The organism is Sorangium sp. So ce185, from assembly GCF_051526825.1.
Classification (GTDB): domain Bacteria; phylum Myxococcota_A; class Polyangia; order Polyangiales; family Polyangiaceae; genus Sorangium; species Sorangium cellulosum_D.
Genome location: NZ_CP150316.1, coordinates 7,967,319 through 7,983,673 on the forward strand (window position 1 = coordinate 7,967,319; position 16,355 = coordinate 7,983,673).

Below are 16,355 nucleotides of genomic sequence, written 5' to 3' on the forward strand. Positions count from 1 at the left end.
TCATAGCTCTCCTCTGGACCCGGTGTCCACGCCCTGGTCTCTCATGGAGCTCCACGTGCCGGATCACCAGGGGCGCCCCTCGCGGCGGGGGAGGGCGCGCGACCCGCGCGGGAGCGAGGAAGCGTGCGCCAGCGCGCCCATCGGCAGCGGCGCGCCCGTGAGCGCGTGGAGCGGGGCGTCGGCCCGACCGAGCACGCGCGGCGGCGGCATCGCTCGTCAGGCGCTCGCGCGCGCCGCATCGAACGCCTCCCGTTCCCGCGGATGGAGCTCCATGACAAGCGAGCGCCCGCGCGATTCTCCCGCATTGCCGGCGAAGACGAGCGCGTGCGCGATGGAGGCAGCATGAATACGATCCGGATTCGCCTGGGGACCTGTGCGCTCCTTGCCGTGGCTTCCTTCTCGCTCGTGATCGCGGGCTTCGCCGACACGATGGAAGTCCCAGAGGACGAGCGGGAGGTGGATTGGCAGGCCTGTCAGCGGTGGCATGCCCACGCATCCAGCCAGGTGGAGCGCGTCCGGGCCGCTCACCGGGCATGCGCCACCGACAGCGATTGCGTCATGGTCGATACAAGCACCGACTGCGGCGGCACCTGTGGCGAGGTGATCCACCGGGCAGGCGTCCAGCCGATGAGGCGCGTCATCTCCAACCTCAACGCGACCGTCTGTCGCGAGCATCGGAGGATGGGCTGCCCCTACGGCACGCCCGCGTGCCTGGCGTCCAGGGCCGTCTGCGCCCGCGGGGAGTGCACGTTCACCCCGCTGTAGGCGACGTCGCGTGAGCCTGCGGTGGGCTCGCCGCCCAGCGCGCGGGACGGAAACCGCTTGCTGCGCGCCCATGAACTGTGTATGTGCACAGATCGGGTCCTTAGGGGGACATTGGGGGGGTGACAGCGACCGCTGGACGGCCGTGCGCCGGATCACCATCCCCAGGTTTGGCGGCATCCCGACGACGCTCCGTAGCAGCGTCACGCGCTGAAGAGACACCATGCGGAACCTGTTGATCCTCATGATCGCCGCCGCCCTGGCAGGATGCTCGGGCGAGGAGCCCGGGGCGAAGAACGTCCTCCAGCTCGGGGGGATCGTCGACCGGACCGGCGACATCGCCAACCCGAACTGGTACTCGGCCATCGCGATGGCGCAGGACCAGATGAACGTCGCGCTCGACCGCGCGGGCTACGAGGACCTGGCCTTCGACTTCGCGCTGCGGGACTCCAAGAACACGAGATCGCTGGCCATCTCGCTGGCGCAGGAGCTCGTTGCGGGCGGGGCGAAGGCGCTCGTGCTCGACTCGAGCCCGAACACCGAGGGCGTGGCGAGCCTGCTCTACGACCCCGATCCCGCGCGGCGGATCGGCGTCCCCACCGTGTCGATGGCGGCCTCGTCGCCCTTCCTGAACAACCCGGACGACCGGAGCGAGGACCCGCTCGTGCGGGCGGCGCGCCGCGACGAGGAGGGGTGGGTGTTCCGCACCTCCATGAGCGCCTTGCCCCAGACGCGGGTGGTCATGAACATCCTCCTGAGGAAGGGCATCGCCGACAAGGACCACCTCAAGATCTCCGTCCTCGGAACGAAGAACGCCTTCGGCGTCGGCTACGTGTCTGCCCTCGCCACCGCCGCCGAGGCCGTGCGCCCTCGCGACGCGCCCGCGCCGGTCATCGAGGGCATCTTCTATGTGCCGAGCGGCACCGGGGGCGTGCCCACGGACTACAACTTCGCGGACGAGCTCAATCGCCTCGTCGACGACGTCACGGAGCTGACCGACGAGGAGGGCAACACGATCGGCGAGGCCGCGCGCCGGAGCCCCCCGGACGTCATCATCGACGCGTCCAACTCCGGTCACAACATCAACGTGACGAAGAACTACAGCGCCCCCATTCCGCTGCTGCACCATGACACGTTCCGGCGCGCGCAGGTGATCGAGGGGCTCGGGGGGGCCGCCGACGGGCAGGAGGGGACGTCGCCGGTGCTGTTCGAGCCGGGGCCGTCCGGCGAGGCGTTCGTCCACGCGCTGGGGGTGGCCGGCGCGGTCGAGGTCGGGGCGTTCGACGCGGTCGCTTACGACGCTGCGGCCGTGCTCATGCTGGCGTCGCTGGTCGCGTCCGCGAGGCTCGATGACCCGACCGACGTGGCCCCGGCGCAGATCCGCGATGCGCTGAGCGAGATCAACGCGCCCGCCGGGGCCGTCGTCCGCCCCGGCGAGGCTGGGTTCGCGGAGGTGATCGCGCGGGTCGCGCGGGGCGAGCCCATCAACTACGAGGGCGCCTCCGGCAGCTGTGATTTCGATCCCCAGGGCGATGTGCTCATGAAGGTCGCGCACTGGACGATCGAGCAGCGGTCGTTCCGGGATATCGCCATCTTCGATTGCGTGCAGCCCAGGTGTCCGCTCCTCCGGAACCGGTAACCCGAGCTCGTGGGGTGGGATCATGAGGCGTCGCGCGGTTCCGGTTCGAGTCGCGGTGGGCGTGGCAGCGCTCGTAGGCGGCGCGGCGAGCGGCGCGGGCGCGCAGCCGGCCGGCGGTCCGCCTTCGCGGGCGGCGGCGACCTCGATACAGGGGACGGACGCCCTGGCGCAGATGTCGCTCGAGGAGCTGCTCAACGTCCAGGTGGTCACCGCGAGCGGCGGTGAGGCGGAGGATCGCTCGATCGCCGCCGCGAACCTGGTGGTCATCGGCAAGGAAGAGATCAGGACGCGCGGGTGGCGCTCGCTCGCCGAGGTGCTCGCGAACACCCCGGGGCTGTACGTGATCGACGACCTGGTGCTCCCCTCGGTCGGCGTGCGGGGCGTGACCGGCGGGCTCCGCGCGGGCTCGCGGATCGTCAAGGTGATGATCAACGGGCACTCCGTGATCTTCCAGCCCGATCTGACGGCGCTCCTCGGGCCGGAGTACATTCCGATCGAGTGCGTCGAGCGCGTCGAGATCGCCAAGGGGCCTTTATCAGCGCTGTACGGGGCCAACGCGTTCCTCGCCACGGTGAACGTCATCACGCGAGACGCCCGCGGCCGCGCCTCGGGGGCGGAGCTGTCGGCGCGAGGCAACTGGATCTCGGAGCAACCTGGCTACGGCGGGACCCTCCTGGCGCAGCAGGCGGCGGGCGGCTTCGGCGTCCTCGCCGCGTACAGCTTCGACCGCACGGATCGCTCGGGGCTCCGGATCGAGCGTACGTTCCCCGGGCAGCGCCCGGAGCTCCCGGCGTACGCGCCGTTCTTCGCCGAGGAGAGCCGGGACGACATCGCCGCGCCTTCGAGCTTTTACGCCCAGCTGAGCGTCGAGGCCGGCGCCCTGGGCAGCCTGAAGGTCCAGGGGGGCGTCCAGCGGCTCGACTCCATGGGGGAGTTCCAGCTCAACTCCGCGCTCACCCACGCCTCCCGGCATTCGCTCCAGAACGCGTGGGCGAGCGTCCATCACGACAAGGCGTGGACGCCGCGCCTCGCGACGCAGCTCTCGGCGGGCGTCTCGCGCGGCGCGCCAACCCGGGAGGAGGAGCTGTTCCTCACGGGCGTCCGCGCGACCTCGTTCCGCCGCAATTTCGCGTCGACCACGTTCCAGATGGGGGCGCGCGTCGACGCGTCGCTGTCCGAGGCGATCACCGTGAGCGGCGGGGCGGACTCCATCGTCGATCTCGCCGACGTGCTGTATTACACGGAGATCTACCGGGCCGAGGTCGGCGGCCACGCGAGCGGCGACGAGGTCGACCTGGTCTCCGGCGCGGATCTGCGCGCCGCGATGCTCTCGACGAGCGGGGCCTTCGCGCAGATCCAGGTGAGCCGGCCTCCGTGGCTGGAGGGGCTCCACCTCTCGGCGAACGTCCGGCTCGACAAGCCCAACCACTGGGACGCGCAGGCGTCCTGGCGGGCCTCCGCGGCGTACCGCTGGCACGACAGCCTGGTGACCAAGCTGATCGTGGGGCGGTCCTACCAGGCGCCGTCGGCCGTTCTCCTCTACGGCTTGACGGGCTTCGGGCGGAGCAACAACGTGATCGGCAGCGAGACGCTGCCGTCCGCGCCGCCGCTCCGGCCGCAGGCGGTTCGATCCGCCGAGGTCGTGGTGAGCGGCGGGCTCTCGATGTTCCTGTTCGAGGCCGCCGCCTACGTGCAGGAGATCAAGGATCGTATCGAGTTCACGTCGCACGGCGCGAACTTCGTGGGGCAGAACCAGGGCGACGAGGTGCACGCGGGCGCCGAGCTGAGCCTGCGGCTGGCCCACGAGCGGATCGCGCCTTACGTGAGCGTCGCGGCGAACGGCCGCGTCGCCCACGCCGAGCAGGGCGAGGAGCTTGTCTACGAGATGGATACGGAGCTCCCGCTGGTTCCGTTCGTCTTCGCGCTGGGCGGCGTGGACGTCCGGATCCCGGAGGCCCACGTCAACATCAATGTTCACGCGAAGCTCGTGAGCGCGCGAGGCGCCGCCCAGGGCAACGTCTTGCTCAACGACAGCGAGCCGTACGCGTTGCCGGGCTATGTCACGTTCGACGCCACGATCTCGAGCGTACGCGCGGATCTGCTCGGCGATGGCTCGGAGACGGGTGCGAGCGTGTCGGTCAAGAACCTCCTCGACAAGCGGCGCTCGGAGCCGGGATTCGGGGGCTTCGACGTTCCGGTCGTGGGGCGGAGCGTGGCCGTCAACGTGACGCACGCGTTTTAGGTGGCGGATCGGGATCCGGAACCGACGGCCGTTCAGCGCGCGTGAACGCTGAGCAAGAAATCCGCGCCGGTTTCCGCCGGTACGCGGCGCGATTCACGTTGGACTCCTCCCCGTCGCATCCTAGACTTCATCGCTCGTTGCTGGAGTTGATGAACCCATGAACCATCGACGACCGCGATGGCCGCTCTTGCTGAGCGCGCTCTTGACCTTCGAACGTCGGGCGCGGCTCCTCTGGCTGAGCACCCTGGTGCTGGCCTTCTTCGCCGGAAGGGCGTCGTCGACGTGCGGCGGCGCGGAGCATGCCGCCGTGGCCCCGACGCGGCCGCTGCCGGACGGCGGGGTCACGAGCGACTCCCCGCATGCCGGGCGGCCAGGCGTCGCCGACGGCGGGTCCCGCGCCGAGGCGATCCCGCTCGACGCGGGGTGGCCGGGCCATGACGGCAGCCTCCGCGCCGTCTACCGCATCGTACCGCGCCGGAACGTCGCCCCCGCGATGGGCAACTCGGTGGGCGTCACCCACGATGGGCGCAGGCTCTGGCTCCTCTCGAGCAACGATGTCCAGCACGTGCTCTACGAGCTCGACGAGGCGACGAGCACGCCGCTCCGCGCCCACCCGCTGCCGGCGCTGATCGGCACGCGGGGCACGTCCGCGCACGGCATCGCCTGGGTCGACGGCGCGATCTGGATCGCGATCGCCGGCAACACGAACGAGCTCGTGCAGGTCGACCCGGACAACGGCCGCATCCTCCGCAGGCGCTCGGCGCCCACCGAGCTCGGCCCCACCGGGCTGTCCTTCGATGGCCAGCACCTGTGGCTGTCGAGCACCAGCGGGCACGTCTATCGCATGGCGACGCAGAACGGCGGCATCGAGCAGCGGTTCCTCGCCGGGAGCGCCGAGGTGCGCAGCCAGGGCGTCGCGCACCGCGCCGGGGAGATCTGGGTCGCCGGGCTCTTCGAGCAGATGGTCGTCTACTCGTCGCGCGACGGCGCGCTGCTCGGCGCCGTGACGACCGAAGGAGGCGCGCACCTCCCCCGGGAAGACCTCGGGCAGCTGTGCTTCGTGGGGGACGAGCTCGTCGTCCTGAGCCAGCGCGGGCTGACGTACTACCGTCCCGAGCGCGTGGCGGAGTAGCCGCTTCGAGGGCCAAAGCAGCGTGCGGGCGGCTTGCCGGCCCCCTGTGCTAGGCTTGGAGCATGGCCGAACCTCTGGAGGCTCCCGCCGAGGAGCGGGTCGACAGCCCCTACGACGAGAACGGGGTAGACCGCTCGCTCGTCCGCTGGATGCTCAGCCTGTCTCCCACGGAGCGGCTGGCGCAGGTGCAGAGCTCGATCGATCTGATCATGAGCGTGCGCGAACCGTCCGATGGCGCTCGCTGACATCCTGCACACGCTCGTACACCATGGTGTCGAGTTCATCGTTGTGGGAGGCATGGCTGCAGCGTTGCAGGGCGCCCCCGTGAACACCCTCGACATCGATATCGTGTACTCGCGGTCCGAGCAGAATATCGCCCGGCTCATGGCTGCCCTGGCAGACCTGGAAGCCGTCTTTCGCACGGACCCACGACGGATCGTCCCTAACGAGTCGCACCTACGATCGACGGGGCACAAGCTGCTCCAGACGAAGCACGGCCTTCTGGACGTGCTGGCCACGATCGAGGAGTCGACGTCCTATGACGATCTCTTGCCCGACTCGACGGTGCTCGAAGTAGCCGGCGTGCTCGTCCGCGTTCTGTCACTGGAACGGCTCATCGAGGTCAAGGCGAAGCTGACCAGACCCAAGGATCGGGCGATGCTCCTTCTGCTCCAGGCGACCCTCGACGAGAAGCGTCGAGCGCCCTGACCGTCCCACCGAACCGCACAAGCAGCCTCCCCTCCCCGCCCGTCTCCTACTGCCTCACCGGCAGCTCCACCACGAACGTCGCCCCCTCCCCCGGCGCGCTCTCCACGCCCACCGCCCCGCCGTGCGCCTCGACGACGCTCTTCACGATGGCGAGCCCTAGCCCCGTCCCGTTCCGGCTCTCGTCGGTCGTGAAGAACCGATCGAAGATCCGCGCCCGATGCTGCGCCGGCACCCCGGGCCCCCGGTCGCGCACCGAGATCCTCGCCGTCCTCCCGCCCTCCCCGCCCTCCACGGTCACCACCACCGCCTCCCCCGGCGGCGAGAACCTCACCGCGTTGTCCAGAAGGTTCAGCAGCGCCGTCTCCAGGTCCGTCTGCCGCGCCCGCAGCAGCCGCCTCGACATCTCGTACCTCAGCACCACCGGCCTCTCGCGGGCCCTGCACCGCTCCACCACCCGCGCCACGAGCGCCTCCAGGTCGAGCACCGTCATCGCCTCGCTCGAGGCCTCGATGCGGCTCAGCTCCAGGAGCCGCGACACGAGCCGATCGAGCCGCGCCACGTCGAGCTCGATGTTCCGCAAGAAGCGCCGCCGCGCCTCGGGATCGTCCGCCGCCCCCTCGTCGAGCAGCTCGGCCGCCCCCCGGATCGACGTGAGCGGCGACTTGAACTCGTGCGCCACGTCGGCCGCGAAATCCGAGATGTACCGCAGGCGCGCCCCCAGCCGCTCGTTCATCGCTGCGAACGACGCGCCGAGCTCGCGGATCTCGCCGCTCCCCGAGACCGGCACCTCGATGTCGCGCTCGCCCGCCGCGATGCGCTTGGCCGCGCGCGAGAGCTTGCCGAGCGGCCTCGAGATCGACCACGCGAGCGCCAGCGTCACGAGACCGGTGAACAGGCTCGCGCTCAACAGGACCTGGATCAGGCCCGACCGTATCCGGTGCAGCTCCACGAGCACCGGCTGCGTCGATCGCACCACGTAGACGGCGCCCAGCACCTCGCCGCCCCACCGGATCGGCTCGGCCAGGAACAGGAAGACCGCCGGCTGCCGCTCCCGGACGCGCGTCCTCGCGCCGCGCCGCCCCGAGAGCGCGTCGCGCACCTCCGGGCGGTCCGCGACCTCGGGCCAGCGCTCGCGCGCGTCCCTGCCGAAGGGCCGCACCCCGTCGGCGAAATCGCCGACGCCGACGCCCGAACCGCCCCGGGAGCGCGCCGGGAGCAGCGCGGGCGCCGCCGGCTCCGGCCCCTCGGGCGGGCCGTTCTCGTGCGAGTCGACGACCACCGCGCCCGCCGCGTCGAGGATCCGCACGCGCGTGCGGGTGCGCCGCGCGGCCTGGGTCAGCACGTCGCCGTGCTCCGGCGCGTCGAGCTCGAGCCCCCGGTCGAGACCCGACGCGAGCATCGCCGCCACCAGGGCCGCCTGGTTCGCCATGTCGCGCTCCAGCGAGCCGAGCAGCTGCCGCTCGTAGATCCGCGCGAACTCGAGCCCCGCCGCCGGCACGAGCAACACCACCAGGTTGACCACGAGCAGCCGGACGCGGATCCGGCCGAGCTCCCGGCGCAGGCGCTCGATCATCGGGCGCATCGCGCGCATCGGTCGACCCGGCATGGCGCGGCCCGGCTACGCGCCCTGCACCTTGTAGCCGACGCCGTGGACGGTCGCGATCGGATCGCCGCCAACGGCGCGAAACTTGGCGCGAATCCGGCGAACATGGGTGTCGATGGTGCGCTCGGTGATGAGGTTGTCGTAGCGGTAGGCGCGCTGCATGAGCTGGCCGCGCGAGAGCACGACGCCCGGCCGCTCGAGCAGCGCGCCGAGCACGCCGAGCTCGGTCGCGGTGAGCGACACGGCCTGCCCGAGGTAGCGGGCCTCGTGGCGGTCGGTGTCGACCTCGATCGGGCCGTGGCGGAGGACCGCGGCGCGCGCTTCGGAGAGCGCCGGCGCGGGGGGCGGCGCCTCGGCCCGCCGGAGCAGCGCGCGCACTCGCGCCACGAGCTCGCGCGGCGAGAAGGGCTTGGCGAGGTAATCGTCGCCGCCGAGCTCGAGGCCGACGATCCGGTCGACCTCGTCGCCGCGCGCCGACAGAAAGAGGATCGGCGTCCTGCTCCCGGCGCGCAGCCGCCGGCACACCTCCAGGCCGTCGAGCTCGGGGAGCATCACGTCGAGCACCACGAGGTCCACGCTCCCCGCCCCCGCCGCCTCGATCGCCGCGCGACCGTCGGCGACCGCCGTGACGGTGTAGCCCTCCTTCTGCAGGGCGTAGAGCAGTACCTCGCGGATGCGCGCCTCATCGTCGACGACCAGGATGTGCTTGCTCACGTCGCGATCGGTCCCTCTGATCCGGCGCCGCCGTGCGCGTCGATCGCCGCGCCGAGGCCCTCCACGCGCGCCCAGACCTCGGACACGATACCACCGACGCCCTCGACCGAGGATCCGGCGAAGCGCGCCAGGACGAGCTGCGTGCGCAGCGCCTGGACGAGATCCGCGAGCTCCTCGAGGGCGCGGGCGTCGCGGTCGCGCATCGCCCGGAGGCGCCGGATGTTCTCGAGGTGGAGGTGCGCCGTCGCCAGCGCGCGCCCCCCCGCGCCGCCGCGCTCGATCTCGGCGACGCGCGCCGCGGCGGCGGCCTCGTCGAAGCCGCCCTGACGGAGCAGCGCGTCGAGCTCGGCGTGGCGGGCGGCGGCGCGCGCCACCTCGGCCTCGATGCGCGCGGCCGCGTCGCGCGACAGGAGCGCCTCGAACGACGTGCCGGCGCAGGCGCTGACCCCCTCGCGCAGCGCGCCCTGGACGCGCGCGGCGGCGGTGCCGGCGTCGCCGTCCGGCCGCCCGCCGCCGTCCCCGCGGCCGGCGGTGAGCGCGACGGGGGCCCAGATGGGCCAGAGCGGCACGCAGAGCGCCGCGGAGAGGGCGGCGCGGCGGCGCGCGTCGCCGCGATCGCGCGAGGCGCGGTACACCGCCACGGCGCACGCGAGGCCCGCGAGCAGGTACAGGACCGAGAGGTCGCGGAGGCTCATCGCTCCGCCTCCGTCGGGCCGACGCTCGCGGCGTCGTCGTCGACCGGGATGGGGCCGTCCAGCGACGCGGGGGTGCGCTCGGGGAGCCGCTCGAGCGAGCGCGGATCCTCGTCATAGATCCCGAGCGCGGAGCGGCAGCTCCTGACGAGCGCGTCGGAGAAGCTCCCCTCGCGGGCGCGCACGAACGGGATTTCCTTCTGGCTGGGCCGGCCGAGGTACGGCCGGAGCATCCACGCGGCCTGACCGCCGACGGCGAAGAACACGGCCATGAAGGCGACCGCGGTGAGGCCGCGGCCCTGGCCCGCGCCGATGCCGCGCACGAGCACGCCGAGCGCGGCGAGGCCCGCGGCGGCGTAGGCGAGCCAGGCGGCGACCGAGGAGGCGTGGTAGCCGAGCCCCAGGTCGATGAGCAGCCAGAGCACCGGCGCGAACGCGAGCAGCACGAGCGAGGAGCGGCCCGCCGACGCGAGGACGAGGGCGATGATCGACCGCATCGGCCAGGGGCGGCCGAGGACCGCCGCGAGCGCGTGGAACGCCGGGGCGCAGAGCGCGAGCGTGATCAGCATCGCGAGCGGCACCTTCACGGCCGCGTAGAGGATCTGCTCCTTGCCGCGGAAGCTCCCGATCACGCCGCCGAACACGGCGGAGCCGAGGGCGATGGCGCCGAGCGACGCGAGCGCGATGGCGCGGATGTCCCTGTCTTCACGGCAGCTGGCGGCGACCTCGGCGGGCGCCCGGAGCAGGCGGCTCACGACGGCGGCGCTCACAGGGCACTTCCTTTCAGGATGGGGAGCGTCCCCCACCAGACGCGCAGGGCGAGCGCGACCGCGAACCCGGCGAACCCGAGGAGCGCCGCGGTGGTGCCGGACCAGGTGAGCGGGCCCCGATCGGGCCGGAGCACGGCGCCGAGATCGTGCAGCAGGACGCGCACGCCGATGACGCCGGCGACCGCGAGGCCGATGAGCCCCATGATCGCCGCCGTCTCGTGCGCCCCGCTCGTGACGACGAAGAGCGCGGCGGCGGGCGCGAGGCCGCCGAGCACGAGCCCGGTCGCCGCGGCGGCGCGCGCCGTGGCCGACAGGGCGCGCGCGGGGTCGAGCGGCGCGTCGAAGAGGGTGAGGACGATCGTCAGCGCGGGGACGCCGAGGCAGGCGACGGCGACCATGGCCGCGGGGACGCCGGCGGCGTGCTGGACGAGCGACACGCCGCCCTGGCGCGCGCCGAGCGCGAGCCCGTACAGCGCGGCGAGGCCGACGCCGACGCCGAACCTGGCGAGGTCCTGGCGGAGATCCGCGGCCTGCCGCTCGGCGAGGAGAGAGGCCGTCCAGCCGGGGTGTGCGGCGCGCGCCGCGGGCTCGGCGGCGGCCGCGCCGGCGGCTGCGCTGGTCGCGCGCTCGGCGGCTGCGCCGGCCGCGGGCTCGACGGCTGCGCCGGCCGCGGGCGGCGCTGGCGAGTCGATCCGGGACGCCGCCGGCTCGGGAGCGCCGGCTTCCGTGCCGGGCTCCGTCGAGGATGGGGGGATGAGGAGACAGGGAGCTTGCGCCTGCACAGGACCTCCGTGGGGGTGAGCGCTGCGCGGCACGCTCGACCGAGCCTCCTCTGGCGATCGTCGGAGCGCGATCGCCCCCGGGAAGCTCGGCCTGCGCGGTGCCGCCGCACGCCTCGCTGGGAGTACCCCCCGCGCGAGGCGCGCCCGCGCCCGCGACGAGGAACGAACGCGGAGAGGTTGTGGCGAAGTTGTGGCAGCCCGCCCGCTGCGGCCAGAGCCCCCCGCGCGCAGGGGACTCGTCGGTGCTCTGCCAGGCGCCTGCCGCAGCCGGCCTGCAAGCCGGCGGCGTCGCGCGGTATGCTGGCGGGATGTCGGTCGCCGTCCAGCGCGGGCCCCGGGCCAGCCTCGCCGATCTGCTGGCCATCCCGGAGGAGCAGCGCTTTCACGAGATCGTCGACGGCGAGCTCGTGCGCAAGGCCATGCCCAGCGGCCCGCACGGGAGGGCGCAGCGCGTCCTCGGAGGCCGCATCGGTGATCCGTACGACCGGCGGCCGGGCGGGCGGCTCCCGGGCGGCTGGTGGATAACGACCGAGACCGAGGTGCAGTTCGCCGAGGATCAGGTCTATCGCCCCGACGTGGTCGGATGGCTGCGCGAGAGATTGCCCGAGCTGCCCAGGACGACGCCGATCTCCGTCCGGCCCGACTGGATATGCGAGGTGCTGTCGCCCTCCACCGCGCGCCTCGATCGGGTGAAGAAGATGCGCGTCTATCAGCGATGCGGGGTACCGCACTACTGGATGGTGGATCCGGAGGACCAGACGCTGACCGTCTACCGGTGGACGTCCGAGGGTTACTTGCTGATCCTCACCGCCGAGCGCGGAGAGCGGGTCAGGGCAGAGCCGTTCGGGGAGGTGGAGCTGGAGATGGACGCGCTCTTCGGGGACGAGGCAACCTAGAGCGGTCTTCGCGTAGCCTTCATGTAGACGTCTTCTGACTTCCGTGCTCGTCCTTCGTCTTCCGTGCTCGTCCTTCGTCTTCCGTGCTCGTCCTTCGTCTTCCGTGCTCGTCCTTCGTCTTCCGTGCTCGTCCTCCGTGCGCGTGCGCGTGCGCGTGCGCGCTGACTCCAGGGAATCGCGCACGCGCACGCGCACGCGAGAGGGAAGACGGAAGACGGAAGACGGAAGGCGAAAGACGGAGGGGTCCTCGCCGTGGGCGTCGAGGAGCTCTTCTTCAGAGCGCGCTCCGGCGCCGTGCCAAGCGCGTGTCGAGGGACCAGCGCCCCGCGCCGACGAGGACGAGGAAGAGCGCGCCCAACAGCATCGCCCAGTCCGTCCTCGCCTCGTGGGCCATGCTCCAGAAGCCGTATTGCGGCAGCTTGCGCACGTGGAAGCCGAGGATGTCTCGGCCGAGCAGGATCGGGAGCTTTGTCGAGACCAGCGCCACGACCATGTCGATGACGAGCAGAGCGGCGGCGAACCGGGTCAGGAGCCCCGCGAGCACGAGCGCCCCGCAGACGATCTCGACCACCCCGACGAAAGGTCCCATGACTTCCGGCCAGGGAATGCCGATCTTGGCGAACCGTCCGGCGCCGAGCTCCGCTGGAACCATGAACTTCTGGATCCCTTCGGACAAGAAGACGGCCCCGACCGAGAGGCGAATGAGGAGCGTTGCCGCGGGTGCCTCGGAATCGAGCATCTTGCGCAAGTGTTTCATCATTTCGTCCCGCCCTTCGTTGAGAACCTATCGAAGCGCGTAGACGGTCCTCGCAATCTCGTCAAGCTCGGCACCCTGCCGTAGAGCACGACCGGCGAGCCGACAATCCTGAAGCGTGCCTTGATGGTCCCCCGGCCGCCGACGCCCCGGCCGCCGATGCCCCGGCCGCCGACGAGCGACCCAACGTGTGCGCCGGAGCCGAGCGACAGAGCGACGCAGGCGATCGCCGCGCAGCGATGTGGCCGGCGACGTCATCGTCGGCCACAATGTCCTCGTGTTGTATGTCCGCCACGTGCCGGGTCCGCCGCTCTCGGCGCACGTCGCCGAGCTCTGGTACCTTTCGGCTGCGCCGCCCCACGCGGCCGAGCGCATCCTGCCCTCCGGTACCCTCCAGCTGGTCGTCAACCTCGACGAGGACGAGCTTCGCATCTACGACGGCCCCACCCTTCGCCGCCACGCCGGTGCCGCCGTGTCGGGCGCGTACCAGGCCTCCTTCGGCGTCGACACACGCGAGCACGCGTCGATGGTCGGGGTCCAGTTCCGCCCCGGCGGCGCGTGGCCGTTCCTCGGCGCGCCGCCCGGCGCGCTGACCGACATGCACGCCGACCTCGCGGACCTGTGGGGGCGACGAGCGGCGGAGCTCCGCGAGCGCCTGTGCGCGGCGCCGGATCCGCGCGCTCGCTTCGCGCTGCTCGAGCGCGCGTTGCTCGACCGCCTTTCGGCTGCGCGCCCCGGTCATCCCCTGGTGCCGCACGCGATCGCGGCGCTTGAGGGAGGCGAAAGGCGCGTCGCCGACGTCGCGGCCACGCTCGGCATCAGCCACCGCCGCCTCATCGATGTGTTCACCGCCGAGACCGGCCTCGCCCCGAAGGCCTTCGCTCGGATCACACGCTTTCGGCGGGCGCTTTCGCGGGCCGAGAGGGAGCGCGATCCGGACTGGGCCCGGCTCGCTGCCGAGTCGGGGTTCTGCGATCAGTCGCACCTGATCCGCGAGTTCGTGGCCCTCTCCGGCAATTCGCCGACCGCGCTCATCGCCCAGTCCTCCGGCGAGCACGTCAAGCTGCACCACATCGCCATCGCCGCGTTGGCCGCGCCGGATGAGGCGCGCGGAAGGGACCGGCAACGCGCGCGGCCTCGAGGTAAAGTGGCTTGATCCGGCGACTGCGAAGGATGCGACCACAATAAGAATTTCTGCCCGGTGCGCTGCTAACCCGCCGATGCCTCGTGGAGCTCGACCGGGTTGCCGTCCGGATCGTCGATCTGAATCTGCGCGCCCCCCACGCCGCGCTCGATGTCGTTCCGGAAGGGTGTCTCGGCCGCACGGAGTCGATCGATGAGCGCGGCGAGGTCGTCGACGTAGAGGACGACGCGGTTCCAACCGCCGGCGGCCTGAGCGCGGCCGTCGGGCATCGGACGCGCGCCGGAGCTGCCGGGTCCGCTCAGGAGCAAGCGCAGGTCGCCGCGCGAGACCGCCGCGAACTCCGTGCCGGACTGCATGTCGAGCGCGAAGCCGAGCCGCTCGGTGTAGAAGAGAACCGCGCGATCGACATCGGTGACCTGGTAGCGGACGACTGCCGAGGTGGCATTGGGACCTCCCGCGGTCGAGGCCGATTCCGCCGATGCTTCGTGGAGCTCGACCGGGTTGCCGTCGGGATCTTCGATCTGGATCTGCGCGCCCCCCACGCCGCGTTCGATGTCGTTTCGGAAGGGTGTCCCTGCCGCACGGAGTCGATCGATGAGCGCGGCGAAGTCGCCGACATAGAGGACGACGCGGTTCCAACCGCCGGCGACCTGAGCGCGGCCGTCGGGCATCGGGCGCGCGCCGGAGCTGCCGGGTCCGCTCAGGAGCAAGCGCAGGTCGCCGCGCGAGACCGCCGCGAACTCCGTGCCGGACTGCATGTCGAGCGCGAAGCCGAGCCGCTCGGTGTAGAAGAGAACGGCGCGATCGACGTCCGTGACTTGGTAGCGGACGACGGCCAAGGTGGCATTGGGGCCCCCCGTGTCCGGGGTCGGTTCCGTGGTTTGGGACATGCAGCCTCCGAGGGAGAAAATGACCAGGATGAGGATGATCTTGCGGATGATCTTCATGCGCCGATCCTGTCGTCCGCGCGCGCCGCCGTATTGGACAAATTGGAAACCGTGGGTGGACCTTCGGCAACCCTCGCGAGAACAGCCATGGGAGCGTGAGCGGCGACGGCACCTGGGTCCGCGACGACCGACGCGCGGCGAGCGCCCCGCCGCGCGCCTCAGGCGTGGCTGGCCACGGTGAGGCGCTCGCGCTCCGCCCACATGCCGATGATCCGCCGCGGATGCCCGTCGGCGCGGCGGTTCGCGAACCCTCGTATCTGAACGATGGCCCGCGCGCGCGGATCGACCTCGATCGTGAAGCGCCGCGCCGGCGCCGCCTCCCCGGCCTGACGGCGCAACGACCAGATGCTCGAGACGCCGCGCACGCAGCGATCCTCGTAGCTCGCGACGCAGTGCCGGAGCGCGCGCCCCTCGGCCACGAGCTCGCCGCTGCTCAGGAGCTCCGCGATCCACCACTCGGTCGGCCCCTCCTCGGCCTCCGGCCTCGGCGGCTCGGCGTAGCGGAAGCCTTGTAGCGTGGACGCCGGCCAGGTCCGGCCGGTGCCGCGGCGAACCGCGAGCTCGGCGTGCCAGGCGTCGACGATGCGCAGGAGCGACTGAGGCGTCCGTCCGGCCAGCGAGAACTCGGGATCCGGGGGCCCCTTGATCGAGAGCCCCGCGTCGGTCGCGATCTCGGTCGGGCGGACGCACCGCGCGTAGAGGAAGTCGATGATGGTCGTGACGCGGATCGGGCCGAGGGTGTCCCAGTACCGAGCAAAGAAGCGCAAGGCCTGGCGCCAGAGGTCCCCGTGGCCGAGATCGGCGGCGAGGTCCGTCGTTAGGATGGTGTCGACGAGCTCCGGCGGGCCGTCGAGGGCGAGGATCTCCGCGCGCCGCATCGCCGCCTGCAGCGAGAGGTGCGGCGGCGAGGTCAGGAGGATGTGCTCCATGCGGCGGGTCATCCGCACCGGCAGCCCGGCGATCTCGCGGAACGGCCGGCCGTTCGCGTGCTCGATGAACCAGCGCTGCGGCTCCGGATCGTCGGCGAGCCACACGGAGACGAAGCCGCGCGGGACGGCGTAGCGGCCGACGACGTGCTGCGCGAGCGCGTGGATCAGCTCGTTCACGCCGGCGTCGCCGCCCGCCCAGGTGGCCGCCGAGGCGACGTGCGCCGCGTGGTGGCGCGCGAGGTTCTTGAGCGCCCGGACGGCCGCGGCGCGCGACGCAGCGTCGCGGCCGGCGCTCAGCAGCGTCGAGCGCTCGCGGGCGTGGCCGAGCAAAGAGGCGAAGGCGGAGCGCGCCTCGAGGTCGCCCGCGAGCTCCGAAAAGGCGCCACGGACGGCCCGATCGAGCTCGCGCCGGGCATGGCGATGGAAGCTGATGGTGTTCGACACAAGCCGTTCTCCTCGCGTGGACCGGGACGTCGGCCACGCCGTGCGGATGGGGAGGCGCCGAACGACGAGGGCCCTGCAGTGGGCCGCTCGCCGCACACCGGCGCCCGTTCAGCACGCACACGCACGCCGCGCGAGGCCGCGCTCGCCCGGGGGCGAGGGGCAGCTCACACGGCGTGTCGCTCAGGAGAAACGGAAGA

General features: G+C 72.1%; 16 protein-coding genes. 8 read left to right on the top strand and 8 right to left on the bottom strand.

Annotated features, from left to right (window positions below; genetic code table 11):
* Positions 1 to 123 precede the first annotated feature (123 nt).
* From WMF26_RS29175 to WMF26_RS29200, 6 genes are all read left to right on the top strand, one after another.
* Entirely contained in the window at positions 124 to 765 is a 642-nt protein-coding gene (locus tag WMF26_RS29175; RefSeq protein ID WP_437995347.1) for a hypothetical protein, read from the top strand.
* 220 nt (positions 766 to 985) lie between these two features.
* Positions 986 to 2,401 carry a hypothetical protein gene (locus tag WMF26_RS29180; RefSeq protein ID WP_437995348.1) on the top strand — a complete coding sequence of 472 codons (1,416 nt, stop codon included), beginning with the start codon at positions 986 to 988 and terminating at the stop codon, positions 2,399 to 2,401.
* A 61-nt stretch (positions 2,402 to 2,462) separates the two neighbouring features.
* Positions 2,463 to 4,643 (top strand): TonB-dependent receptor plug domain-containing protein, encoded by a 2,181-nt coding sequence (locus WMF26_RS29185; protein ID WP_437995349.1) that lies wholly within the window; start codon positions 2,463 to 2,465, stop codon positions 4,641 to 4,643.
* Between the two features lie 157 nt (positions 4,644 to 4,800).
* Complete coding sequence (locus WMF26_RS29190; RefSeq protein ID WP_437995350.1) at positions 4,801 to 5,775, top strand: YncE family protein; 975 nt, start codon at positions 4,801 to 4,803, stop codon at positions 5,773 to 5,775.
* A 62-nt stretch (positions 5,776 to 5,837) separates the two neighbouring features.
* Positions 5,838 to 6,020: a hypothetical protein gene (locus tag WMF26_RS29195; RefSeq protein WP_437995351.1), complete on the top strand. Its 183-nt coding sequence runs from the start codon at positions 5,838 to 5,840 to the stop codon at positions 6,018 to 6,020.
* On the top strand, positions 6,007 to 6,483 hold the full coding sequence (locus WMF26_RS29200; RefSeq protein WP_437995352.1) for a nucleotidyltransferase domain-containing protein: 477 nt from the start codon (positions 6,007 to 6,009) through the stop codon (positions 6,481 to 6,483). Before WMF26_RS29195 ends, WMF26_RS29200 begins: the two co-directional genes overlap by 14 nt.
* A gap of 46 nt (positions 6,484 to 6,529) precedes the next feature.
* On the opposite strand, the gene WMF26_RS29205 is transcribed toward WMF26_RS29200, so the two are convergent.
* Genes WMF26_RS29205 through WMF26_RS29225 form a run of 5 tightly spaced genes read right to left on the bottom strand, consistent with a single transcriptional unit; the run spans position 6,530 to position 11,044 of the window.
* Positions 6,530 to 8,065 (bottom strand): ATP-binding protein, encoded by a 1,536-nt coding sequence (locus WMF26_RS29205; RefSeq protein WP_437995353.1) that lies wholly within the window; start codon positions 8,063 to 8,065, stop codon positions 6,530 to 6,532.
* A 36-nt stretch (positions 8,066 to 8,101) separates the two neighbouring features.
* Positions 8,102 to 8,800 (bottom strand): response regulator, encoded by a 699-nt coding sequence (locus WMF26_RS29210; RefSeq protein WP_437995354.1) that lies wholly within the window; start codon positions 8,798 to 8,800, stop codon positions 8,102 to 8,104.
* The gene (locus WMF26_RS29215; protein WP_437949445.1) at positions 8,797 to 9,495 is read right to left on the bottom strand and encodes a hypothetical protein; all 699 of its coding nucleotides are present in this window, start codon (positions 9,493 to 9,495) and stop codon (positions 8,797 to 8,799) included. The genes WMF26_RS29210 and WMF26_RS29215 overlap by 4 nt, the downstream gene beginning before the upstream one ends.
* Entirely contained in the window at positions 9,492 to 10,262 is a 771-nt protein-coding gene (locus WMF26_RS29220; protein WP_437995355.1) for a hypothetical protein, read from the bottom strand. Before WMF26_RS29220 ends, WMF26_RS29215 begins: the two co-directional genes overlap by 4 nt.
* Complete coding sequence (locus WMF26_RS29225) at positions 10,259 to 11,044, bottom strand: hypothetical protein (RefSeq protein WP_437995356.1); 786 nt, start codon at positions 11,042 to 11,044, stop codon at positions 10,259 to 10,261. The genes WMF26_RS29220 and WMF26_RS29225 overlap by 4 nt, the downstream gene beginning before the upstream one ends.
* Before the next feature lie 308 nt (positions 11,045 to 11,352).
* Between WMF26_RS29225 and WMF26_RS29230 the strand changes: the two genes are divergently transcribed.
* Positions 11,353 to 11,940, top strand: a complete 588-nt coding sequence (locus WMF26_RS29230) for a Uma2 family endonuclease (RefSeq protein WP_437949448.1) — start codon at positions 11,353 to 11,355, stop codon at positions 11,938 to 11,940.
* 274 nt (positions 11,941 to 12,214) lie between these two features.
* Here the strand turns inward: WMF26_RS29230 and WMF26_RS29235 are convergent, their stop codons facing one another.
* Complete coding sequence (locus WMF26_RS29235; protein WP_437949449.1) at positions 12,215 to 12,700, bottom strand: DoxX family protein; 486 nt, start codon at positions 12,698 to 12,700, stop codon at positions 12,215 to 12,217.
* Between the two features lie 235 nt (positions 12,701 to 12,935).
* Here WMF26_RS29235 and WMF26_RS29240 point away from each other — a divergent pair, with 235 nt between their 5' ends.
* Positions 12,936 to 13,850: an AraC family transcriptional regulator gene (locus WMF26_RS29240; RefSeq protein WP_437995357.1), complete on the top strand. Its 915-nt coding sequence runs from the start codon at positions 12,936 to 12,938 to the stop codon at positions 13,848 to 13,850.
* Positions 13,851 to 13,903: 53 nt separating this feature from the next.
* Here WMF26_RS29240 and WMF26_RS29245 read toward each other — a convergent pair whose 3' ends face one another.
* Together WMF26_RS29245 and WMF26_RS29250 are read right to left on the bottom strand one after the other, a co-directional pair.
* Positions 13,904 to 14,785, bottom strand: coding sequence for a VOC family protein (locus WMF26_RS29245; protein ID WP_437331689.1), 882 nt, complete (start codon positions 14,783 to 14,785; stop codon positions 13,904 to 13,906).
* Between the two features lie 158 nt (positions 14,786 to 14,943).
* Positions 14,944 to 16,158, bottom strand: coding sequence for a PcfJ domain-containing protein (locus WMF26_RS29250; RefSeq protein WP_437995358.1), 1,215 nt, complete (start codon positions 16,156 to 16,158; stop codon positions 14,944 to 14,946).
* Positions 16,159 to 16,355: the final 197 nt, after the last annotated feature.

Bases quoted from the DNA above. Each gene is read 5' to 3' on its own strand.
- WMF26_RS29180 (WP_437995348.1), top strand. From the start codon at position 986: ATGCGGAACCTGTTGATCCTCATGATCGCCGCCGCCCTGGCAGGATGC.
- WMF26_RS29190 (WP_437995350.1), top strand. From the start codon at position 4,801: ATGAACCATCGACGACCGCGATGGCCGCTCTTGCTGAGCGCGCTCTTG.
- WMF26_RS29195 (WP_437995351.1), top strand. From the start codon at position 5,838: ATGGCCGAACCTCTGGAGGCTCCCGCCGAGGAGCGGGTCGACAGCCCC.
- WMF26_RS29200 (WP_437995352.1), top strand. From the start codon at position 6,007: ATGGCGCTCGCTGACATCCTGCACACGCTCGTACACCATGGTGTCGAG.
- WMF26_RS29205 (WP_437995353.1), bottom strand. From the start codon at position 8,065: ATGCGCCCGATGATCGAGCGCCTGCGCCGGGAGCTCGGCCGGATCCGC.
- WMF26_RS29215 (WP_437949445.1), bottom strand. From the start codon at position 9,495: ATGAGCCTCCGCGACCTCTCGGTCCTGTACCTGCTCGCGGGCCTCGCG.
- WMF26_RS29230 (WP_437949448.1), top strand. From the start codon at position 11,353: ATGTCGGTCGCCGTCCAGCGCGGGCCCCGGGCCAGCCTCGCCGATCTG.
- WMF26_RS29235 (WP_437949449.1), bottom strand. From the start codon at position 12,700: ATGATGAAACACTTGCGCAAGATGCTCGATTCCGAGGCACCCGCGGCA.
- WMF26_RS29245 (WP_437331689.1), bottom strand. From the start codon at position 14,785: ATGAAGATCATCCGCAAGATCATCCTCATCCTGGTCATTTTCTCCCTC.